Source organism: Microbispora sp. GKU 823 (genome assembly GCF_002027145.1).
Lineage (GTDB): Bacteria > Actinomycetota > Actinomycetes > Streptosporangiales > Streptosporangiaceae > Microbispora > Microbispora siamensis.
In genome coordinates, this window is record NZ_MWJN01000047.1 from 31,324 (window position 1) to 52,856 (window position 21,533).

The window sequence follows — 21,533 nt, forward strand, 5'->3', positions numbered from 1 at the left end:
GGCAGAAATCTTACGGTCGTCACAGAAATGTTGACAATGCTCTCGGGCCTGCTTACTTTGGCCCGACCACCTGCATGTGAGGAGCCTCGATGTTCCGAAAGTCAGCTCCGGGCGTCGTCGCGGCGGGTGCCGCGATCGCACTCCTGTCCGCCTGTGGTGCCGGTCCCGGTAGCACCCGGAGCGCATCCGCCGACGGTGGCCGGCCCGACGAGCTGGTCTTCGCCGCGATCCCGTCGGAGCAGAGCGACAACCTCGAGGCGTCGTTCGCCCCGATCGTCTCCGCACTGCAGAAGGACCTCGGCGTCCCGGTGCGGTTCCAGGCCGTCACCAGCAACGCCGCCGTCGTGGAGGCGCAGGTCGCCAAGCGGGTGGACGTCGCCGTCTACGGGGCCTTCAGCTACTACCTGGCCCGTAGCCGGGCCGACGTCGAGCCCGTCGCCGTCCCGCTGGCCGCCCCCGGCGGCGACCCCGGCGCCTACGCCTATGGGGTGACCCGCGGCGACGACAAGAGCATCGCCTCGCTCAAGGACGTCGCCGGCAAGGACGTCTGCTTCACCGACCCCGGCTCCACCACCGGCTACCTGCAGCCTCTCGCCTCGCTGCGGGAAGCCGGCGTCGACGTGGACAAGGACGTCAAGAAGGTGTTCACCCACGGGCACGACACGGCGGTCGCCTCGCTGCTGGCCGGAGACTGCGACATCGCCTTCGTGGGCGACGTGTTCATCGACCAGTTGCTGCCCGCCCGCGGCTTGCTCAAGCCAGGGCAGGTCACCAAGGTGTGGACCTCGCCGCTCATCCCCGGGCCACCGATCGTGGTCGGCACGTGGCTTCCGCAGGAGGTCCGCGACAAGATCGTCAAGACGGTGACCGGGCTGACCGCCACCGGCGCCGCCTCCGCCGGGCTCTGCAAGGGCAGCGAGATCAAGGGCCCGAAGAATTGGGGCCAATACGCCGGCGCCGCGGCCTGCACCCTCGGCGCCTCCACCGCCTGGACGTTCGTCAAGGCCACCGACGCCACCTACCAGCCGATCGCGCGCATCTGCGAGATCACCAAGGCCGAGGTCTGCACGTCCGGTGGCTGAGGAACCCGCCGTGATCGGCGACCCCGTGCTGCGGCTGTCGGAGGTCGGCAAGGGCTTCCACGGCACCACCGTGCTCGACGGCGTCTCACTGGACGTTCCGCAGGGGCAGTTCGTCGCGTTGGTCGGCCCCTCCGGGGCCGGCAAGTCCACGCTGCTGCGGCTGGTCAACGGCATGCACCTGCCGGACAGCGGCACCGTGCGCACCCTGGGCGAGAACCCGGCCGCCTGCTCCCGGAGCCGGCTGCGCGCCCTGCGCGCCAGGGTCGGGTTCGTCTTCCAGCAGTTCGGTCTCGTCGGACGGCTGTCCGCGCTGGAGAACGTGCTGATGGGGTCGCTGGCCACCCTGCGGCTGCCGAGATACGGGGTCATGAGCTATCCCCGCGCGCTGCGGGTCCGCGCCGTGGAGCAGCTGGACCGGGTCGGGCTGGCGGACCGGCGGTTCCAGCGCTGCGACACGCTCTCCGGCGGGCAGCAGCAGCGGGTCGCCGTGGCCCGGACCCTGCTGCAGAGCCCCGAGCTGATCCTCGCCGACGAGCCGGTCGCCTCGCTGGACCCGGCGGCGAGCGTGCTGGTGCTCGAGACCCTCAAACGGATCAGCACCGAGGACGGCATCTCCGTGGTGTGCAGCCTGCATCAGATCGAGCTCGCGCTCGCCACCGCCGAACGGATCGTGGCGCTGCGCGGCGGCCGGCTGGTGCTGGACGAGCCGTCGTCCGCCCTCACCGCCGAGCGGCTGCGGGCGATCTACGACACGGCGGGCGTCCGCGATGGTTAGCACCTGCCCCGCCACGCACTCCCCGCCCGCAGCGGACCCAGGCCCGCTGCGGCCGCCGTGGAGCGCCCGCGCCCTCATCGCGGCGGGGCTGCTCGTCGCGGCCGTGGCCGTCACCTGGCTGACGTTCTGGTGGATCGGCCTGTCCCCCGCCTCGCTGGCCGCCGGGTTGGACGACACCGCGAGACTGCTGCGCCGGATGTGGCCGCCGGACCTGCCCGACGCCGGCGACGTCGCGGGGATGATCGCCGAGACGCTGCTCATCGCGGTGGCGGGCACCGGCCTGGCGGCGCTGGCCTCGGTGCCGCTGGCCTTCGTCGCCGCGCGCACCCACCGCGGACCCCGCTGGCTGCGGCCTGCCGCCCAGGTGGTCGTCGTGCTGACCCGGGCCGTGCCGACGCTGGCCTTCGCGATCCTGTTCGTGCGGATCTTCGGCCTGGGCCCGCCCGCCGGTGCGCTCGCCGTCGCCGTGCACTCTGTGGGCATGATCGCGAAGCTGCTGGCCGACGCCGTCGAGGAGGCCGACCCCGTCCCCGCCGAGGCGGCCCGCGCGTGCGGGGCCGGCGAGGTGCAGGTGGCCGTCTCCACCGTGCTGCCCCGCGTGTTCCCGGCGCTGACCGGCATCGTGCTCTACCGCCTCGACATCAACATCCGGGCGTCGGCCGTGCTCGGCGTCGTCGGTGCCGGCGGCATCGGCGTGGCGCTGCAGACCGCGCTGGGCAGCCTCAACTACCACCGGGCGGCGGGCATCATCTGCGTGATCGTCGTCCTGGTGCTGCTGCTGGAACTGCTGTCGGTGGCGGTCCGCCGCCACACGGTCCAGCAAAGCACGGGCCGCCGAAGCACGGTCCGCCGAAGCACGGTCCGCCGAAGCACGGTCCGCCGAAGCACCAGGGCCGGCCGGTCCGGCGGGGACACGGCGGGTACGGCGGCGCTGCCCGCCGGGCGCGCCCCGCACGACGTCGGCTGGGACCGCGGCCGGGTGCTGCGGGTGGCCGGCGCGGTCGCCACCGGAGTGGTCTTCCTGGTGTCGCTGTGGTCCCTGATCCCCGACCCGGGCCGGCTGTCCGGCGCCTGGCCGAACCTACGAGGCGTACTCGCCGGCATGTGGCCGCCCGCGTTCTCCGGCGACCTGCTCATGGCGGTGCTGGAGAGCCTGCTCATGGCGCTGGGCGCCGCCTCGGCAGGCGCCGCCTGCGGGCTGGTGCTGGCCCTGCTCACCGCCGCCGGCACCACCCCCTGGCGGCCGCTGTCCGCGGTGGTCCGGGTGCTGCTGGTGGTGGTCAGGGGCATCCCCGACCTGGTGTACGCGCTGCTGTTCGTGGCCGCGCTGGGGCTCGGCCCGTTCGCCGGTTTCCTGGCGTTGTGGATCTCCTCCACCGCGCTGGCGGCCAAGTTCTTCGCCGACTCCCTGGAGCAGCTCGACCCGCTGCCGCACGAGGCGCTGACCTCGGTCGGCGCCCGCAGGTGGCAGGCGTTCGCCGCCGGGATCTGGCCCCAGTTCGTGCCGTCGTTCACCGGCCACAGTTTGTTCGTGGCCGACCTGGCGCTGCGCGAGTCGGTCGTGCTCGGCATCGCCGGCGCGGGCGGCGTCGGCTACCTGATGCAGGAGTCGATCGCCACGCTCCGCTACGACACCACCGCCGCGATCGTCATCGCGATCGCCGTCGTCGTGTACGCCATCGAGACGCTCGCCCGGGTCGCACGCAGGCACCTGCTGTGAGCGGGCGGGCTCATGACGGGAAGGGAAGGGATTCCACCATGACCACCACCGCCGGCGGCCCCGGGCGCGCCTCCGACTGGGACCCCACCGCGCCGGAGACGTTCGACAGCTCCCACGAGGTCTACGCCGAGCTGCGGCGACGCTGCCCGGTGCCGTGGAGCGACGCGTTCGGCGGCTTCTGGGCCGCCACCCGTTACTCGGACGTGGTGCGGGTGGCCCGGGACAGCGAGACGTTCAGCACCGCGGTGCAGAACGTCGTCCCGCACGTGCCGCGCGCCCAGCGCCGGCCGCCGCTGCACTTCGATCCGCCCGAGCACGGAATCTACCGCGCTCCGATGGACCGGGTGCTGCGCCGCAGCGTGGTGCGGCGTCTCGAACCGGCCTTCGCGGAGGCGGCGCGCGAGCTGCTGGGACCGCTGCTGGCCCGCGGCGGCGGCGACTACTCCCAGGAGTTCGCGCTGCCGTACGCGGCGCAGTGCTTCGCGCTCTTCCTCGGCCTGCCGGTCGACCAGGTGCTGGAGATCCGCCGGATCGGCGTCGAGTACAGCTTCGCCATCCAGGAGATGGACCGGGCCCGGGTCATGGCGGCCAGTGAGGAGCTGTACGCGATCGCCCGGGCCATCGTCGAGGACCGCCGGGCCGCCCCCCGCGACCCGGACGAGGACCTCGTGACCAGCCTGCTGCGGGCGTCCGGCGACCCGCAGCGGCCGATCCCGCACGACCTGGTCGTGGCCACCGTCCGGCAGACCATCGTGGCCGGCATCGGGGCTCCGCACGCCGTGCTGGGCAGCGCCGCGGTCCACCTGTCCCGCGACCCCGACCTCCAGGACAGGCTGCGCGCCGACCCCGGGCTGCTGCCGGCGACGGTCGAAGAGCTGCTGCGCCTGTACGCCCCCTACCGGGTGTTCGCCCGCACCGCCACCCGGGACGTCGATCTCGGCGGCCGCACGGTGCGGGCCGGTGAGGCGATCGCGATGATCTTCCCCTCGGCGAACAGGGACGAGACGGTGTTCGACGACGCCGACCTGCTCGACCTGGAGCGACGGCCCAACCGGCACCTCGCGTTCGGCCGGGGCGCGCACCGCTGCCCTGGCGCGGCGATGGCCAGGCTGGAGATGAGGGCCGCGCTGGGCGAACTGCTCGCCGGCACCACCCGCGTCGAACCGGACGGCGAGGTGGAGATGTTCAACTGGCTGGAGTTCGGGCCCAGGTCGGCACCGCTGCGCCTCGTCCCCCGCCGCTGATCTCCGCCGCTGGACCCCTGCCGCTGACCCCGCGCCTCCGGAGCTGCCGGACGCCGGTCGCCGCCTTCAGGTGCCCGCCCCTCGGCCCCGGCGTCGAAGGGGCGCGCCCCGCGTTGCATATGACATTTATGGATACCAGCGCCGCGTGGATGTCGCTCGTCACACCGCAGGCGAGGCGCGTCAACCCAGCACGGCGGGCGGCTCGAACATCTCGCGACCTGACCGGATCGCGGCCGGTCGCCCTATCTCCACAGGCATGCTCGGGCGTTCACCGGGCTTCGCCCGCGCCACGGCGCCCCGATGTGCGTCCCGAGCGCTCCGCACGCCGCCGAGGCGGCAAACGGATATTGACATTGGTGACAGAAAGCTGAACGATCGTCTCCGTTGGCGACGGCAATGTGCCTCACAACAGCTGCCAGGCGCCCCGCCGGCCATTCGCGGACCTCATCGGGCCCCGAGCCAACACCCCCTGCCCGTCCATCAACCGTGGAGGAAACGCGACATGCCTGCCCGCTCCATGACCGCGCGGACCCTGCTGGCGGCGACCGTGGGGGCCGTCGTCCTCGCCGGCTCCGGTGCCGCCGCGGCGTCGTCCGCCCAGAATCCGCCACCGCCGAAGACCCCCTCGGCCGGCGCCTCGACGCCGGCGTGCTGCCCACGGTCCGTGAAGCCGCCGAGGGGTTGCCCGGACACACCGTGTACCGCCCGGCCGATCTCAAGGCACTGCGCAAGGGCAGCCTGCCCGTGATCGTCTACGGCAACGGCGCCTGCGCGACGAGCAACCTGGAAGGGATCACGTTCCTCACCGGCCTGGCCTCCCAGGGATACATCGTCGTGGCCAACGGCGCGGTGGACGAGTTCGCCGTCCCCAACACACCCGAGAACACGATCGCGCACCCGGAGGCGCTCCTCGCGGCCGCCCACTGGGCCACCGAGTCGAAGCAGGCCCGCAAGCAGTTCGACGGCCGGGTGGACACGACGCGGGTCGGCGTGCTCGGCCACAGCTGCGGCGGCGTCGAGGCCCTCGCCGCCGGGACCGACCCCATGATCGACGCGGTTGCCGGGTTCAACACCGGGTACTTCCCCGACCCGGCCTTCGGCGGCTACGGGCGTGACCGTCTCGCCGATCTGCACACGCCGACGCTGCTGGTCAACGGCGGCCCTGACGACGTCGCCTACCAGAACAGCATCGACAACTACGCCCTGCTCGACGTCCCCGCCGCCCTGGTGAGCGACACGGCGGCCGGCCACACCGGCCTGATCGCGGGGCTCGAGGCCACCAAGGGCTGGCAGGTCGCCGCGGACTGGTTCGACTACGTCCTGCGCGGCGACCGGGCCGCGGGGGCGCGCTTCATCGGCCCCGACTGCGGACTGTGCGGCGAGAACGGGTGGAAGGTCGAGTCGAAGGGGCTGTCGCTGTGATCCGCCGCAAAGCGACCGCGTGCCTGGCCGTCGCGCTGGCGACCGTCGTCGCAAGCGGACCCGGGGCCGCGGCGTCCGCCAGGCCTCCCGGCGGCACACCCTGCCTGACGGACTCCCCTGCCCACCCCACCTGTATCAGCGGCACCCTCGACGACGGCACACCGTACGAGTTCGTCGTCCCGGCCGACTGGAACGGCACCGTGGTGGTCGCCCTCGACTTCGCCGGCTCGGGCCGGAACGAGCCCCTGACCGCGCGATTGCTGGCCGACGGCGTGGCCCGCGGCGGGACGAGCCGGGCGGTCACCGGCTGGGACATCCGGTCCGCCATCGACAACCAGGCCGAAGCGCTGGCCCGCTTCGAGGCCGCCTACGGCCGGGCACGCCAGGCGATCGCCTCCGGCACCTCGATGGGCGGTTTCGTCGCCGCCGGCGTCGCCCAGGTCCATCCTGAGGCCTTCGACGCCGCCGTCCCGATGTGCGGCGGCCTCGGCGGGTCCGTCGGCCAGTGGAACCAGAAGCTCGACACGCTCTTCGTGCTCGAGCGCCTGGTCGCACCGGGGCTGCCGGTCGTCGACATCCCGGAGGACGTCGAGTCGGCCAGGAAGGCATGGATCGACACCCTGGCCGCGGCGCAGCAGACCCCGGAGGGGCGGGCCCGGATCGCGCTTGCCGCCGCGATCGGCCAGCTTCCGGCCTGGGGCCGGAACCCCGACGGGTCCACGCCGCCGCCTCCGGACAGCGGGGACGCGAACGCGCTGGAGCAGGGCGCCTACCTCGCGCTCGCCGGCGGGCCCCTCCCCTACGTCGGGCAGGCCATGAGCAGCCGGCGCCAGATCATGGCGGTGGTCGGCGGAAACCCGTCCTGGAACACCGGCGTGGACTACACGAAGCAGCTGCGCCTGGCCGATCCCGCCCTCCGGCGTGCCGTCGGCGAACTGTACGAGGCCGCAGGCCTGGAACTCGGGGCCGACTTGAAGAACCTGGCGGACGCGCCCCGCATCGCGGCGGACCCGGACGCCGTCAAGCGGTTCTCTCGCGGCATCGTCCTGGACGGCAACCTGCGGATCCCCGTGCTGACCGTGTCGGGCACCGGTGACCAGATCTCCACCGTCGCCCAGCAACAGTCGTACGGGGAGAAGGTGCGCCGGGCGGGAGCGAACTCCCTGCTGCGCCAGACGTACACCGAAACCGTCGGGCACTGCGACTTCTCACCGGCGGAGCAGGAAGCGGCGCTGGCGACGATGCTCGACCGACTGCGGAGCGGTCACTGGCCCGCGACGTCCGCCCCGGCCATGAACGCCCGTGCGGCGGCGCCGGCGGCCGACCCCGCCCCCCGGTATCGTCTCCTTCACCCCGCCCCCGGTTCAACCGCCCCTATCCCGGCTGACCCACACGGGCCGGTGCCCGGGACGGCGTGCCGGGCCGGGTCTCGGGTGGGGGACGCGGTCGGGGACGCATGATCAGGACGTGTATCCGCAACGGTCACCGATCGTTCACCGAACGGTAACCTTAACTACGCCGTTTTGGGAGGTTGATGCGTCACTCTTCCATAGAAGCCGATTTGTCCCATTGAGGTGTGAAGTGTCTGAGTTCCTCGCCGCCGTACTCTCCCGGGCGGCCATCATGGTCCTGGAGGCGCTGCTCGTGCGTCTCGTTCAGGCTCTTGTGACGTCGACCTTCCGCGTCCGGCTGCCGCACGCGGCCTGACCGGCGAGCGTCTTCGTCGTCGCGGGCCGGTAACGCCGGCCCGGAAGCACCGGCTCTCCCCGAGACGACCGTCTCGCCAGGTGATGACGCCAGGTGAACGGTTCGATGAACGGCCTTGATGAATGGCCCAGTGTGAACGCGGAAGCCGGCTCCCCGGGGAGCCGGCCACTCTCCACACCGTCAGGGGGACGGGAGCGCCGGGAAGTCGTGCCCGGCTCGGCGGCCCCTCGTCCCCTGGCGACGGCCACCGGCCCGTCCGTCCGGGCCCGTCGCGGCCTGCCGCCTCCCGCGGGATCGTCGTCCCCGCGCGGATCAGTCCTTGAAGGCGTCCTTCACCTTGCCCGCGGCGTCCTTGACCTTCTCGCCGGCCTGCTTCATGTGGCTCTTGGACTGGTCGGCCCGGCCCTCGGCCTCCAGGCTCTCGTCGTCGGTGACCTTGCCGAGCCCTTCCTTGGCCTTGCCGGCGACCTCTTCCGACTTGTTGCGGAACTTGTCCTCCGTGCTCATCCGGGCGCTCCTCTCGGTTCCAGAAGCTGACGAACTCCCTCTTTCCCCTGGTGAAGGGGCTAAACGCCGCCCGGCGTGTCGCCGCTCACACCCCGCAAACACAATCCCACCAAAACGGGAAAAAGTGACGAATCGGGCGTACGCTAGGAATAAGAACTTCAGCACACACCTCTGAAGGGTGGTGTGACGTATGACACACGGTGCCGACATCGGGACGCATCCCGACATCATGCAGATGCGCGCTCGCTACGAGGCCGCCGCGGCGAATCCCGCCGCGCAACTCGCCGACGGGCTCACGCTCCTGAGCGGCCTGTATCTAGCGCTCTCGCCGTGGATCGTCGGATTCAGCGGCACGCGAACTCCGCTTGCCGTGAACAATCTGATCACGGGCCTCGCCGTGGCGCTCCTGGCGATGGGGTACAGCTCGGCGTTCGGGCGCACCTACGGAATCTCCTGGGTCGCCCCGCTGCTCGGTATCTGGACCATCATCGCCCCCTGGGTGATCCGCGGGGGCATGGCGACCACCGCGACGATCATCAGCAACGTGGTCGTGGGCGCGCTCATCCTGCTCTTCGGCCTGGCGACCATGCGGTTCGGCATGATGGAGCGCGGGCAGCCCGGCGGCTTCCGCACGACGGGATCGGCGCACATGGGCCCGGCCCACTGACCGGACCCCGGCCGACGGCGGGCGGCGCCCCCGCCCCGCACCGGTCACGCGCGGCGCGCAGGCGCGGCACCGCCGTCCCCGGGATGCCGTGTCGGCGCCGCCGACGCCGTGGCCGTCATGTCACCGGCTCCCGTTACTCTCGTCTCGTCGGAGACGAGAGGACGGTGGCGGCGTGACGACAACGGCCCCCGTGGCGAGTCCGGTGGACTTCGCGGCCTACGGCGACTACACCATCAAGGCGGCCACCCGGCCGGACGGGTCGTTCGAGCGGCCCCTGTACGGCTTCCGCGACCGCGTGACCGCCGACGGGAGCGGCGGATATCCCGCCGAGCCCGGCCGGTATCACCTGTACGTGTCACTGGCCTGCCCGTGGGCCCACCGCTCGGTGATCGTGCGGGCGCTCCTCGGCCTGGAGGACGTCGTGTCGATGTCCGTCGTCGATCCCGTCCGCGACGGGCGCGGGTGGGCGTTTCGCGAGGGCCCCGGCCATGGCCCCGACGACCTCAACGGCTTCACCCTGCTCCGGGAGGCGTACGAGGCGACCGAGCCCGGCTACGACGGCCACGTGTCGGTGCCCGTGCTGTGGGACCGGCGCACCCGCCGGATCGTCAGCAACAACTTCCCCGACATCAGCCTCGACCTCGGCCAGGCGTTCGCACGGTGGGCCAGGCCGGGAATCGACCTCTACCCGGAGGACCTGCGGGAAGACATCGACGCGCTCAACGAGCGCGTGTACGCCGACGTCAACAACGGCGTGTACAAGTGCGGCTTCGCCGAGAGCCAGGAGGCGTACGACGCGGCCGTGAAGACATTGTTCACGGCGCTCGACGAGCTCGAGGAGCGCCTGGCCAGCCGCCGCTACCTGTTCGGCGACCGGCTCACCGAGGCCGACGTCCGCCTGTGGGTCACACTGGCCCGGTTCGACACGGTGTACGTGACCCACTTCAAGGCGAACCTCCGCCGCCTGGCCGACTACCCCAACCTCTGGCGCTACGCCCGGGACCTGTACGCGAACCCGGCCTTCGGCGGCACGACGAACTTCGACCACATCAAGCGGCATTACTACGGCACCCACCCGAAGATCAACCCGCTGCGCATCGTGCCCGCGGGGCCGGTCATCGACTGGAGCCTCTAGGGAGTGTCCCGTGATCTTTTGCCGTATCACGGGACACTCCCTAGCTCACCTGGAGGGCAGCGCCTCGCACAGCCGGTCCAGGTCCTCCTCGGTGTTGTAGTAGTGCACCGAGGACCGCACGAGGGAGGGCAGGGCGCGGGCTTCGAAGTCCCACCGGGCGGAGGACGCGGCGGACACCGAGACGTTGACCTTCGAGGCCGACAGCCGGGCGGCCACGTCCCGGCTGTCGTGCCCGTCCACGGTGAACGTCACGATGCCGCACCGCCGCGCGCCCCGGTCGTGCACGGTCACTCCGGGGAGCGCGGCCAGCCGCCCGCGCAGTGTCTCGGCGAGGCCGGTCACCCGCTCCTCGATGGCGTCGAGCCCGAGGCTCAGCGCGTAGTCGGCGGCCACGCCGAGACCGATCTTGCCCGCCACGTAGCCCTCCCAGTTCTCGAACCGCCGGGCGTCGCCGCGCACCTCGTAGGAGCCGGCGGAGGTCCAGGTGGCGGCGTGCAGGTCGAGGAACGGCGGCTCCAGGCGGTCGAGGATGCGCCGCGAGCAGTACAGGAACCCGGTGCCGCGCGGCCCGCGCAGGAACTTGCGGCCGGTCGCCGACAGCAGGTCACAGCCGATCTCACGGACGTCTACCCGCAACTGCCCGACCGACTGGCAGGCGTCCAGCAGGAACGTCACCCCGGCCTCCCGCGCCACGGCGCCGATCTCGGCCGCCGGGTTGACCAGGCCGCCCTGGGTCGGCACATGGGTGACGGCGATCAGTTTGACCCGCTCGTCGATCATGTCCCGCAGCGCCTCGACGGACAGGGCACCGGTCTCGTCGTCGGGCACCACCTCGACCCGCACCTCGTGCCGTCTGGCGATCTGCAGGAAGGCGATCGCGTTGCTGGCGTACTCGGCGCGCGAGGTGAGGATGCGGTCGCCCGGCTTCCACGGCAGGGAGTAGAAGGCCATGTCCCAGGCGCGGGTGGCGTTCTCCACGAGGGCGATCTCATCGCGGTCCGCGCCGACGAGCTCGGCCAGCGCGTCGTAGGTCCGCTCGGACCGGTCGAGGGCGGCCGCGGCCGCCTCGTAGCCGCCGACGCGCTCCTCCAGACGTAGATGGTCGACCACGGCCTCGGTCACCTGACGGGGCGGCAGGGACGAACCGGCGTTGTTGAGGTGGACGACGTGCTCACATCCCGGTGTGTCCGCCCGTACCCGTCCGACGTCGATGGTCACGTGAAGCCTCCCGAAGATCCCGAAAGCCCCATTCTGCCCGGTTTGCGGCACACTTCTGCGCGTGCACGTATTCCTCGGCGGCCCGGGCGGTTTTCGCCGTGGCGGTGCCGCGGGTGGCCGATCTGGGTTTCGTGAATCCAGCATCGCATAATGAGGTATGAGCACCTCCTCCCCCGCGGGCGGCTGGACGTTTCTCACCAACCACGCGCACGTCCTGCTCGCGCTGTCCCGCGATCCCGACGCGCGGCTGCGGGACGTCGCCGAGTCGGTCGGCATCACCGAGCGGGCGGCCCAGGCGATCGTCTCCGACCTGGAGGCGGCCGGCTACCTGCGCCGTGAGCGCGTGGGACGGCGCAACCACTACACGATCAACCCGCTGGCCCCGTTCCGCCACCCGATCGAGCGGCACCGGCACATCGGCGAGCTGCTCGAACTGTTCGGGGCCCCGGTTGACGCACGAAGCTGATTTCGTGAATACTTGAACACAGTTCGAGGGGGAGTACCCGGCTTCCTCAGCGTCGTCATCACGGCCGCCGTCGTAGGGCGTCCCGGCGCGAGGGTCACCGCTTGCGGTGGCACGGGGAGACCGTCGGCCTGCCGAGCCCGCCCATGCGGCGGTGAGGAGGTTGACGATGTCTGTGCCCCTGTGGGTCTGGGCCGCGGTTCTGGCGGTCATCCTCGCCATGCTCGCCGTGGACCTGTTCGCCCATCGCCGCGCCCACGTGGTGGGCGTCCGCGAAGCGCTGGCCTGGTCGGGAGTGTGGATCGCGCTGGGCCTCGGTTTCGGGGTCGTGGTCTGGCTGGTCTGGGGGCCGGACGCGGGCGGACAGTACCTGGCCGGTTATCTCATCGAGAAGTCCCTGGCCGTCGACAACGTCTTCGTGATCGCGCTGCTGTTCTCGTTCTTCGCCGTCCCCCGCGAACTGCAGCATCGCGTGCTGTTCTTCGGCGTGCTCGGCGCGCTGGTCTTCCGTGCGATGTTCATCGGCGCGGGCGCCGTCCTGCTCGACCACTTCCACTGGATCCTGTACGTCTTCGGCGCCTTCCTGCTCTACACGGGCGTGAAGATGGCCAGGCATTCGGCGATCGAGGTGCACCCCGACCGCAATCCGGTGCTGCGCGCGATGCGCCGGCTCATCCCCGTCACCGACTCCTACCAGGGCCAGCGGTTCCTCGTACGGCAGGACGCGGACGGGCGGCCCGGCGGCCGGTGGGCAGCGACGCCGCTGCTGGCCGTCCTGGTCGCGGTGGAGACCAGCGACATCGTCTTCGCCGTCGACTCGATCCCGGCGATCTTCGCCGTGACCTCCGAGCCGTTCCTCGTCTTCACCTCCAACGCGTTCGCGATCCTGGGGCTGCGGGCGATGTACTTCCTGCTGGCCGGGGCCATGCACCGGTTCGGCTATCTGCGGTACGGCCTGGCGGCGATCCTCGTGTTCGTCGGCGCGAAGATGCTCCTGGCGGACGTGTACAAGATCCCCGTATGGGCGTCGCTCACGGTCATCTGCGCCTGCCTCGTGATCTCCGTGGGCGCGAGCCAGTACAGGAACCGCCGCGAGGAGCGCGCGGCAGCCCTCCGGGAGGAGGCGGCCGACGCGGCCGGCTCGACGCCAGACCGGTTCCGGTCCACGGATGGCCCCGCAGGTCGCCTGCCGTGATCGAGCGTCGATCGGGAAGCGGCAGTGGACCGCCCGTGGCCGGGCAGGCCGGCGGAAAGTAAGCCATTGTCTGCGATAACCTCGGTGCCCTCCTGGGAGAACACTCCGCCGCGGCGAAGGTGACTCCCACCGCTTTTCCGCGACAGCGCTTCGGGGGGCAGCATGGGGGGACGGTGCACCGCCGCATGATCAGCGAGATCCTGCCTCCGTGGGTGGCGTCGGCCGAGAAGTTCGGCGACGTTCCGGAGGAGACGCTGTTCCCGGAGGAGAGGCCACTGATCGCCCGGGCCGTCGACCGGCGGCGGCGCGAGTTCGTCACCGGACGCCACTGCGCCCGGCTCGCGCTGGCCCGGATCGGCGTGACGCCGGTGCCGATCCCGCGCGGCGAGCGAGGCGCGCCCGTCTGGCCCGCCGGCACGGTCGGCAGCATCACGCACTGCTCGGGTTATCGCGCGGCGGCCGTCGCCTCCACGGACGTCGCCCGCGCGGTCGGCATCGACGCGGAACCGCACGAACCCCTCTCGGAGGAGGTCCTTGTCACGATCGCCTCACCCGGGGAGATCGCCGCCCTCCGGGCGCTGGGCGACGCGGACGGCGAGGTCTGCTGGGACAGGATCCTGTTCAGCGCCAAGGAGTCGGTCTACAAGGTGTGGTTCCCGCTGACCGGCCGCTGGCTCGACTTCTCCGAGGCGGTCGTGGACATCGAGCCCTCCGGCACGTTCCGAGCACGGCTCCTGGTCGCCGACCCGGCCATGGGAACGCGCGCCCTGCGGGGCCGGTGGGTGGTGAGCGACGGGCACATCGCGACCTCCATCGCCCTCCCCCGGCCCTGACGATCCCGCACCGGCGCAGCGGCCGGGTCACCCGGCACGGAAATAGTGGCCCTTGTCGAGGTCGTCGATCAGCCCCGGCTGCACCGGCTGCCATCCCAGCAGTTCACGGGTCAGCGCACTGGACGCCGGGGCGTCGGTCCCGATCATGCCGCCCAGCCAGGAGAAGTGCTCACCCGCCTCCTCGTGGGGAATCGAGACCACCGGCAGGTCGAGGTGGCGGCCGATCACCTCGGCGACGGCGCGGATCGGCACACCTTCGTCGGTGACCGCGTGCAGCACGGATCCCGCCGGGGCCTCCTCCAGTGCGAGGCGGAACAGGTGCGCGGCGTCGAGCCGGTGCACCCCGGGCCAGCGGTTGGACCCGTCGCCGACGTAACCGGAGACGCCCCTGTCGCGGGCGATGCCGACCAGGGCCGCCATGAAGCCGTGGTCTCCCTCGCCGTACACCGTGGGGGGCAGGCGCAGCACCGACGAGCGGACGCCCTGGGAGGCGAGGCCGAGCGTCCTCAGCGCGGTGGCCTGCCGGGCCCGCGGGCCGTCGTGTCCCGCGTCGGAGCCGGGACCACGCCCGTCCCGCTCGGTCGCCACCCGCCCGGGCATGAGCCCGAGGAGCCCGGAGGCGAGGACGAACGGCCGATCGGAACCCGCAAGGGCCTCGCCGAACGTCTCGACGGCGCGGCGATCCGCGTCTGCGGCGCCCTGGAAGTCGCCGGTGAAGGCGATGTCGTGCTTGAACGCGAGGTGGATCACGCCGTCCGACGCCGCGGCCGCGCTCCGCAGGGTGTCGAGATCGTCGATGGTGCCGCGGCACACCTGCGCCCCGGCCCTGGTGAGTGCGGCGGCCGAGGCGTCGGACCGCGCCAGGCCGACGACCTCGTGCCCCGCGCCAATGAGTTCGGGGACGACGGCGGAGCCGATCCAGCCGGACGCGCCGGTGACGAATACGCGCATGACGTGCTCCAAGTGGTCGATTGCCATCCGCACCGGTGCACACCCGTACTCCCGTGCACCCCGAGCGGATGACGATGTCAGTGACTGTCGTCAGCGTAGCACTGATGTCAGCTGCTGTCATCAGGGTAGGATCCAGGGCATGGGTCGATGGGAGCCGAACGCGCGCGGCCGTCTCGCGCAGGCGGCGCTCGAGCTCTACGTCGAGCGCGGATACGAGCAGACCACGGTGGCGGAGATCGCCAAGCGGGCGGGGCTGACGGAGCGCACGTTCTTCCGGCACTTCGCCGACAAGCGCGAGGTGCTGTTCTGGGGCTCTGGCTCGCTGCGGGATCACCTCGTGAACGCCGTCGACGCCGCGCCGGACTCCGCGGCGCCGATCGACGTGATCGCCGGAGCCGTCGAGAGCGTCGGCGTCCTGTTCGATGAGCGTCACGAGAGCGCCCGGCGGCGGCAGGCCGTCATCGCCGCCAACGCGGAACTCCGGGAACGCGAGCTGATCAAGCTCGCGTCGTTGTCCGCGGCGCTCGCCGACGCCCTGGGGCGGCGCGGCGTCCCTGACCCGGCCGCGAGCCTGGCCGCCGAGGCGGGGATCGCCGTGTTCAAGATAGCGTTCGAGCGCTGGATCAGCGGGACCGGCGAGCCGGACCTGAGCCGGCTCGTTCGCGAGGCGTTCGACGAGCTGAAAGCCGTGACCGCGGGCAGGTGACCACCACCGCCATCACGCTGCCGCCCGGCTTGGCGAGCAGCCTGTCCGTCGAGGGGCCCTCACCCGAGGGTCTCCGATGCGGAGGAACGAAGTCCCTCCGCATCGGAGCCGTCCCCTCGCCAGGAAGGTGACGGTCAGCAGCCGTGTCCCGCGTCGAGCCGCGCGGGTCGAGGCGGATGCGTGGTGCGCCTGGTCAGAGCGCGGTGATGGTCCACTGGTTGTTGGTGCTGCCGTTGGGCGTCCACATGCCGACGGCGGAGCCGGCGGTGGTGTAGCCCATGCCGTCGAGGGACGTCCCGGTGCCGCGGTTGACGATCTGGTAGCGGCCGTTGCCGAGATCGGTGAGGCGCCACTGCTGGTTGTTGCCGCCGTTCCAGGCCGCCTGCCTGGCGTTGGCGCCGTTGGCGGTGTTGCCCCAGCTGTCGGCCACCATGCCGTTGGTGCGGTTGACGATGCGGTACCACCCGCCGCCGAGGTCCACCAGCTGCCACTGCAGGTTGGTGCTGCCGTCCCAGTTCCACTGCTTGAGGTTCGACCCCGACGCCACGTTGCCGCCGCTGTCCAGCACCAGGCCGGTGGCGACGTTGGCGATCCGCACGTAGCCGGTGGGGGTGCCGCCGGAGCCCAGGGCGGGGATCTGGCCGTTGAAGGTCAGCTTGACCACGTACGCCGGGGCGCTGAACGGGGCGTTGGACGAGGGCATCGAGATGTGCAGGGCGGAACCGTCCTGCGTGCGGTTGGGCAGGGTGGTGTACTGGCCGGCCGAGGGGCCGAGCAGCTGCACCGAGGCCAGGTTGCTCAGGTTGATCCGGTTGGCGCCCAGAGTCGTGATGTGCAGGGTGCTGCCCGGCCAGCCCAGCACGGTGGCGTACAGCACGGTGTTGTCCTTGCTGCGGGTGAAACGGATGTCGGTGTTGGTGCCCGCCCGCGGCGTGGTGAAGGAACCGCCGCCCATCTGGGTGGGGCCCTCGCCGTAGGTCGCCCAGGCCCGGGTGGCGTAGATGGACTCGCCGAATCGCGTGAGGTAGTCCCCGATGCCGAGCAGGATCGACCGCTGACCGGACGGGATCGTGCCGTCGGCCATAGGGGCGATGTTCAGCAGCATGTTGCCGTTCTTGCTGACCCGGTCGATCAGCGAGTGCAGCATGGCGTTGAGCGAGTAGTAGCCGATGCCGACGGTGTAGCACCAGCTGGAGCTGGAGATGCTGTCGTCGGTCAGCCAGTAGGGGTTCTGGATGGCGGCCGGTCCGCCGCGCTCGTAGTCGAAGACCTCGCCCCGGGTGTTGAACCCGTCCTTGTACGTCGCGACGACGTCCCTGTTCCAGGCCACCGCCTGGTTGTAGTAGTACGCCAGGAAGTCCAGCCGCCGGGACTCGTCCAGCCGGCTGAGGTTGAAGTCCTGCCAGATGATGTCCGGCTGGTAGCCGTCGATGACCTCCTTGAGCTTGTCGTACCACAGCTGCTGCTCCTCGGCGAAGCTGAGCTGGCCGTACAGCTTCTTCAGGGAGGTGGTCGGCTGGGCCGGCACCCACTGGTAGAAGCCGGTGAAGTTGTACGTGTGGTGCATGGCCACGAGCAGTTTGAGGCCCTTGGCCCGGATGGCGTCGGCGTGCAACCGCAGCAGGTCGAGCCTGGGGCCGGTGGCGACCGAGTTCCACTCGTTCACCCGGCTGTTCCACATCGAGTAACCGTCGTGGTGCTCGGCCACCGGCCCCGCGAACCTGGCGCCGGCGTCGGCGAACAGCTGCGCCCACTCGGCGGGGTCGAAGTTGCCCCCGGCGGACTTCAGTTTCGGCGCGAACTGCACCCAGTTGCCGGCCTTGTCCCGTGCCCCGTTGATGAAGTTGTGGTACGGCCACACCGACGGGTCACCATAGACGCTCTTGTGGTGGTTGTTCTCGTTCGACCCGTTGTTGTACATGTTCCGCGGATACCACTCGTTCGCGTACGCGGGGACGCTGAAGACCCCCCAGTGGTAGTAGATGCCGAACTTCGCGTCCTGGAACCACTCGGCGGCCGGTGGGTGCTGGTCCACCGACGACCAGCTCGGGGTGTAGCTCTGCGGACCGGCGGTGGCCCACGCAGGACCGGTCTTCAGCACACCGGCAGCCGTGGCGACCGCGGCCGCGGCGAGCAGCTGCCTGCGACTGAGCCGGAACGAGGATGCGGACATGGGGAGGCACCTCTCACGATCGGGGAGATTCGGCAACGGTACGTATGAGCACGATCCCTTGGATGTTTCACGAAGATGAAAGGACGGTCACCGCGGAGACATTGGATGTCGTTGTATGCCAAGGGCGGCGATATGTCCACACTCCCCCGCCACCGGACGTGACGGTGACGCGATCTGGCCCAGCGGAGCGTGGGGCGTACGACAAGCGGAGATGAGCGTTAGGCGCGCGAGTTCGCACGTTTGCGCATGCCGCGTCGGCATTGTCGCCCCGGGGGTGACAGGGGCGCGCAGTCAACCCATGTCTACGAGAGCGTTGATCCCGTTGCTGCCCAGAAATGGGATGTCTGAAATTTTCATCGAGTGTGCGAGATCACGGAGCGGGGCGATCGGCATGCGTGAGCCGGGGGCGCGGCGCGGGTCGTCCCACGCCGCACCCCCGGCCATGTCGTCCGGCTCGTTCAGGTGGGTGCTATCCGCCGATCGCGACGGCGAAGATGTGCATCGTCGCCACCCCGTTCGCCGCCCGCGCGCTGATGTTGGGCAGGTCCACGCGGGACACCTCCTTGTTCTGCAGGGCCACGCCCGCGTAGTAGATGGTGGCCGCGGTGTTCTGCCGCTGGTTGTTCGGCCGGTTCTGGTAGGCGGCCACGACGGCGGCGTCGCCCTCCGGCCTGGGTCCGCCGTACCAGTCCGGTGAGCTGAGGGTGAAGGTCTGTCTCGTGCCGTCCTTGTAGACGACGGTGGCCGGTCCGGACACCGCGCCGTACGTGCCGGACAACAGGAATCCGAGCGTCTTGCCGGTGCCGGTCACCTTGAGCGACTGCCCCGAGGCGATGGCGTTGTCGGGGGTGCCCACCGCGCCGCCGGGCCAGGTGAAGTTCAGCCCGTTCTTGGTGACGGTGCTCCCCGGGGTGACCCCGGCCTGGGCCAGCGCCTGGGCGGAGATGCTGGCGCCGTTGCCGTCGAAGTTCCCGGGAGCGGTGTTGGCGTCGTCGGTGACGGCGACGTTGCTGAAGAGCTCCTCCAGCGGCTTCTCCCGTCCGTCCCATACCCGGACCGTGGCCTTCGCGGACGCGGTCCAGTCGCTGCCGGCCTGGGTGCCGCTCGCCGTGCCGATCAGGGCCACGTCGCCCGCGGCCTGGCCCTGGGCGGGGATGACGGTGAATTCGACGGTGCGCTCCGCGCCGGGCCGCAGGGGCTGCAACTCGACCTTCTCCGGTGAGACGCTCCACCCTTCCGGCGCCTCGACGGTCACGATCGTCCTGGGCGCCAGCGGCATCTCGACCGCCCGGACGGTGACGCCGACCTTCGCCTCCTGGCCCGGGCTCACCTCGGCGGGCGCGCTGATCTTGACCTTCTGCAGGGCGTAGGCGCGGTAGGTGTGCCCGGCCTTCCCGGTGAGTTCGATCAGGTCGGACTCGGCCTTCTCGGTGCGGGCCGTGCCGCCGCGCGTGTCGTCGACCACCTTGTAGCGCCCGGCGAAGATCGCGCCGCGTACCCTGACGACGCCGTCACGGTCGGGCGTGACGAGGTACTCGTCTGCCTGTCCGTCGCTCCACGCCGCGCCGACGGTGTAACCGCCGCGGCCCCGCAGGCCCTTGACCCGTCCCTTCGGCCAGGCCTCCGGCAGGGCCGGCAGCAGGTGCAGCTCGCCGTTGCGGCTGTGCAGCAGCATCTCCGCGATGCCGGACGTCGCGCCGAAGTTGCCGTCGATCTGGAACGGAGGGTGCAGGTCGAACATGTTCGGGGCGAGCCTGGCCGGCGTCACGAGGAGGCGGACCAGGTCGTGCGCCCGCTTGCCCTCCTCCATCCGCGCCCAGTAGTTGATCTTCCAGGCCAGCGACCAGCCCGTGCCGTCGTCGCCGCGCAGTTCCAGCGTCCGCCGCGCGGCCTCGAACAGCTCCGGGGTGTCCCGCTTGGTGATCTGGTGGCTGGGGTGCAGGCCGTAGAGGTGCGAGATGTGCCGGTGGTTCCGCTCGGTCTCCACCCAGTCGTACAGCCACTCCTGGATGTTGCCGCGCGAGCCGATCTTCATCGGAGCCAGCCGCTTCCGGGCCTCCAGGACCTGCGCCCGGAAGCCGGCGTCCAGGCCGAGAACCTCGCTCGCCTCGGCGCAGCCGTCGAACAGGTCGCGCAGGATCTGGTTGTCCATCGTCGGACCGGCGGCCACGCTGGCGTTCGCGTGATGGCTGAGCTCGGGCGAGTTCGATGGGTTCGTGACCAGATATCCCAGCTTCGGTTCCTCCACGAGGGTGTCGAGGAAGAACTGGGCCGCGCCCTTCATCGCCGGGTAGTTCTTCCGGAGGAACTCGACGTCGCCGGTGTACAGGTAGTGGTCCCAGATCATGGTGGCCAGCCACGCGCCGCCGGTCTGCCACATGCCCCAGAACGCGCCGTCGACGACCGAGGTCGCCCGCCACGCGTCGGTGTTGTGGTGGGTGACCCAGCCGCCGGCGCCGTACTGCACCTGGGCCGTGCGGGCACCGGTCACCGTGAGGTCCTGGATCATGTCGAACACCGGCTCGTAGCACTCGGACAGGTTCGTCGAGCCGGCGGGCCAGTAGTTCATCGGCAGGTTGGCGTTGATGGTGTACTTCGAGTCCCACGACGGGGTCAGGGAATCGTTCCAGATGCCCTGCAGGTTGGCCGGCTGGGTGCCGGGACGCGAGCAACTGATCAGCAGGTACCTGCCGAACTGGAACAGCAGCGCGGAGAACTGCGGGTCGTCGACGGCCGAGTGCTGCGCTATCCGGACGTCCGTGGGCTGGTCGGCCGCGTCCGTACGGTCCAGTTCGAGTGTCGTCCGCTTGAACAACGCCTGGTAGTCGGCCACGTGACGGCTGCGCAGCCTGTCGTGGGGCGTCTGCTGGGCGGCCTCGAGGTGCCGCCGCGCGATGCCCTGGTAGTCGCCGCTGACGTCCTTGTAGTTCACGTAGCTGGAGCCGATGGAGATCAGCAGGGTCACGCTGTCGGCGGCGGACACCTGGAGTGTTCCGCCGGAACTGGTGACGCTGCCGCCCTCGGCGAGAGCCCGGGCCAGCGCCAGGAACTTGACCGAGCCGGGGATGCCCTCGAAGTCGCCCGAGACGCCGTCGAGCGCCACCGTCGTGCCGTCAGGGCTGGAGCGTGTCGTGCGCTGGGGACTGTCGAACGTCGCGGTGAACGTGATCGAGCCTGGCTTGTCGGCGGTCAGGCGGACGACGATGACCTGGTCGGGTGCGCTCGCGAACACCTCGCGCTTGTACCGCACGCCGTTCAGCAGGTAATCGACGGACGTGGTGGCGGTGGTGAGGTCGAGCCGGCGGTTGTACTCCGAGAACCCGCTCGTGCCGGGGAAGTTGAGCCTGAGGTTGCCGACCGTCTGGTAGGCGAGCTGGCCCGCGGGCTTCCCCAGCATGTTCTGGTCGATCAGGCTCTGGGCCTCGGTCCATTTGTCCTCGAAGACGAGCCGGCGGATCTCCGGCAGCGCCGCCAGGCCCTTGGGGTTGCTCTGGTCGTACGGTCCTCCGCCCCAGACGGTGTCCTCGTTGAGCTGCAGCCGCTCGGCGTCGACGTTGCCGAACACCATGGCACCGAGGCGCCCGTTGCCGATGGGGAGAGCGCGGAGCCAGTCCGTGCCGGCGCCCTTGTCGTACCACAGCGCCAGGTCGTCTGCGGCGCGCACCTCCGGAGGCGCCACCGATCCGGCTCGGGCGACCGCTGTCCATTGCATCGGCAGCATCAGAGCTCCGGCTC

At 70.9% G+C, this 21,533-nt stretch carries 19 protein-coding genes; 13 read left to right on the top strand and 6 right to left on the bottom strand.

Features of this window, described 5'->3' with window-relative positions; all coding sequences use genetic code 11:
* Positions 1 to 89: 89 nt before the first annotated feature.
* The 4 genes from B1L11_RS23990 to B1L11_RS24005 are packed head-to-tail and all read left to right on the top strand — an operon-like array spanning position 90 to position 4,821.
* Complete coding sequence (locus tag B1L11_RS23990; protein ID WP_079316571.1) at positions 90 to 1,082, top strand: phosphate/phosphite/phosphonate ABC transporter substrate-binding protein; 993 nt, start codon at positions 90 to 92, stop codon at positions 1,080 to 1,082.
* The gene (gene phnC / locus B1L11_RS23995; RefSeq protein WP_143737493.1) at positions 1,075 to 1,857 is read left to right on the top strand and encodes a phosphonate ABC transporter ATP-binding protein; all 783 of its coding nucleotides are present in this window, start codon (positions 1,075 to 1,077) and stop codon (positions 1,855 to 1,857) included. The genes B1L11_RS23990 and phnC overlap by 8 nt, the downstream gene beginning before the upstream one ends.
* Positions 1,850 to 3,577, top strand: coding sequence for a phosphonate ABC transporter, permease protein PhnE (phnE, locus tag B1L11_RS24000; protein ID WP_079316573.1), 1,728 nt, complete (start codon positions 1,850 to 1,852; stop codon positions 3,575 to 3,577). Before phnC ends, phnE begins: the two co-directional genes overlap by 8 nt.
* Before the next feature lie 38 nt (positions 3,578 to 3,615).
* Complete coding sequence (locus B1L11_RS24005; protein WP_079316574.1) at positions 3,616 to 4,821, top strand: cytochrome P450; 1,206 nt, start codon at positions 3,616 to 3,618, stop codon at positions 4,819 to 4,821.
* 480 nt (positions 4,822 to 5,301) lie between these two features.
* Here B1L11_RS24005 and B1L11_RS47065 read toward each other — a convergent pair whose 3' ends face one another.
* The gene (locus tag B1L11_RS47065; protein WP_179155294.1) at positions 5,302 to 5,514 is read right to left on the bottom strand and encodes a hypothetical protein; all 213 of its coding nucleotides are present in this window, start codon (positions 5,512 to 5,514) and stop codon (positions 5,302 to 5,304) included.
* A 3-nt stretch (positions 5,515 to 5,517) separates the two neighbouring features.
* Between B1L11_RS47065 and B1L11_RS24010 the strand changes: the two genes are divergently transcribed.
* The 3 genes from B1L11_RS24010 to B1L11_RS51745 all read left to right on the top strand — a co-directional run bounded on the left by B1L11_RS24010 (position 5,518) and on the right by B1L11_RS51745 (position 7,950).
* Complete coding sequence (locus tag B1L11_RS24010) at positions 5,518 to 6,243, top strand: hypothetical protein (protein WP_179155295.1); 726 nt, start codon at positions 5,518 to 5,520, stop codon at positions 6,241 to 6,243.
* Positions 6,240 to 7,703, top strand: coding sequence for a S9 family peptidase (locus tag B1L11_RS24015; protein WP_143737494.1), 1,464 nt, complete (start codon positions 6,240 to 6,242; stop codon positions 7,701 to 7,703). The genes B1L11_RS24010 and B1L11_RS24015 overlap by 4 nt, the downstream gene beginning before the upstream one ends.
* A 121-nt stretch (positions 7,704 to 7,824) precedes the next feature.
* A complete protein-coding gene (locus B1L11_RS51745) occupies positions 7,825 to 7,950 on the top strand; it encodes a hypothetical protein (protein WP_256862831.1) in 126 nt (41 codons plus the stop codon).
* A gap of 312 nt (positions 7,951 to 8,262) precedes the next feature.
* On the opposite strand, the gene B1L11_RS24020 is transcribed toward B1L11_RS51745, so the two are convergent.
* Positions 8,263 to 8,457, bottom strand: coding sequence for a CsbD family protein (locus tag B1L11_RS24020; RefSeq protein WP_030506614.1), 195 nt, complete (start codon positions 8,455 to 8,457; stop codon positions 8,263 to 8,265).
* Between the two features lie 190 nt (positions 8,458 to 8,647).
* Between B1L11_RS24020 and B1L11_RS24025 the strand changes: the two genes are divergently transcribed.
* Together B1L11_RS24025 and B1L11_RS24030 are read left to right on the top strand one after the other, a co-directional pair.
* Complete coding sequence (locus B1L11_RS24025) at positions 8,648 to 9,124, top strand: SPW repeat protein (protein WP_079316576.1); 477 nt, start codon at positions 8,648 to 8,650, stop codon at positions 9,122 to 9,124.
* Between the two features lie 172 nt (positions 9,125 to 9,296).
* Positions 9,297 to 10,259 carry a glutathione S-transferase family protein gene (locus B1L11_RS24030; protein WP_079316577.1) on the top strand — a complete coding sequence of 321 codons (963 nt, stop codon included), beginning with the start codon at positions 9,297 to 9,299 and terminating at the stop codon, positions 10,257 to 10,259.
* 45 nt (positions 10,260 to 10,304) lie between these two features.
* Here B1L11_RS24030 and B1L11_RS24035 read toward each other — a convergent pair whose 3' ends face one another.
* The gene (locus tag B1L11_RS24035; RefSeq protein WP_256862832.1) at positions 10,305 to 11,477 is read right to left on the bottom strand and encodes an aminotransferase class V-fold PLP-dependent enzyme; all 1,173 of its coding nucleotides are present in this window, start codon (positions 11,475 to 11,477) and stop codon (positions 10,305 to 10,307) included.
* Positions 11,478 to 11,634: 157 nt separating this feature from the next.
* Between B1L11_RS24035 and B1L11_RS24040 the strand changes: the two genes are divergently transcribed.
* The 3 genes from B1L11_RS24040 (at position 11,635) to B1L11_RS24050 (ending at position 13,968) form a co-directional block, all read left to right on the top strand.
* Positions 11,635 to 11,943, top strand: coding sequence for a winged helix-turn-helix domain-containing protein (locus tag B1L11_RS24040; protein WP_079316579.1), 309 nt, complete (start codon positions 11,635 to 11,637; stop codon positions 11,941 to 11,943).
* A 166-nt stretch (positions 11,944 to 12,109) separates the two neighbouring features.
* Positions 12,110 to 13,135, top strand: a complete 1,026-nt coding sequence (locus tag B1L11_RS24045) for a TerC family protein (protein ID WP_079316580.1) — start codon at positions 12,110 to 12,112, stop codon at positions 13,133 to 13,135.
* Between the two features lie 185 nt (positions 13,136 to 13,320).
* Complete coding sequence (locus B1L11_RS24050; RefSeq protein ID WP_079316581.1) at positions 13,321 to 13,968, top strand: 4'-phosphopantetheinyl transferase; 648 nt, start codon at positions 13,321 to 13,323, stop codon at positions 13,966 to 13,968.
* Positions 13,969 to 13,995: 27 nt separating this feature from the next.
* On the opposite strand, the gene B1L11_RS24055 is transcribed toward B1L11_RS24050, so the two are convergent.
* Entirely contained in the window at positions 13,996 to 14,919 is a 924-nt protein-coding gene (locus B1L11_RS24055) for an SDR family oxidoreductase (protein ID WP_079316582.1), read from the bottom strand.
* A 139-nt stretch (positions 14,920 to 15,058) separates the two neighbouring features.
* On the opposite strand from B1L11_RS24055, the gene B1L11_RS24060 reads away from it, so the two are divergent.
* Entirely contained in the window at positions 15,059 to 15,625 is a 567-nt protein-coding gene (locus tag B1L11_RS24060) for a TetR/AcrR family transcriptional regulator (RefSeq protein ID WP_079316583.1), read from the top strand.
* Positions 15,626 to 15,818: 193 nt separating this feature from the next.
* On the opposite strand, the gene B1L11_RS24065 is transcribed toward B1L11_RS24060, so the two are convergent.
* Positions 15,819 to 17,798 carry an alpha-L-fucosidase gene (locus B1L11_RS24065; protein ID WP_079316584.1) on the bottom strand — a complete coding sequence of 660 codons (1,980 nt, stop codon included), beginning with the start codon at positions 17,796 to 17,798 and terminating at the stop codon, positions 15,819 to 15,821.
* A 469-nt stretch (positions 17,799 to 18,267) separates the two neighbouring features.
* On the bottom strand, positions 18,268 to 21,510 hold the full coding sequence (locus tag B1L11_RS24070) for a glycoside hydrolase N-terminal domain-containing protein (protein ID WP_256862833.1): 3,243 nt from the start codon (positions 21,508 to 21,510) through the stop codon (positions 18,268 to 18,270).
* Positions 21,511 to 21,533: the final 23 nt, after the last annotated feature.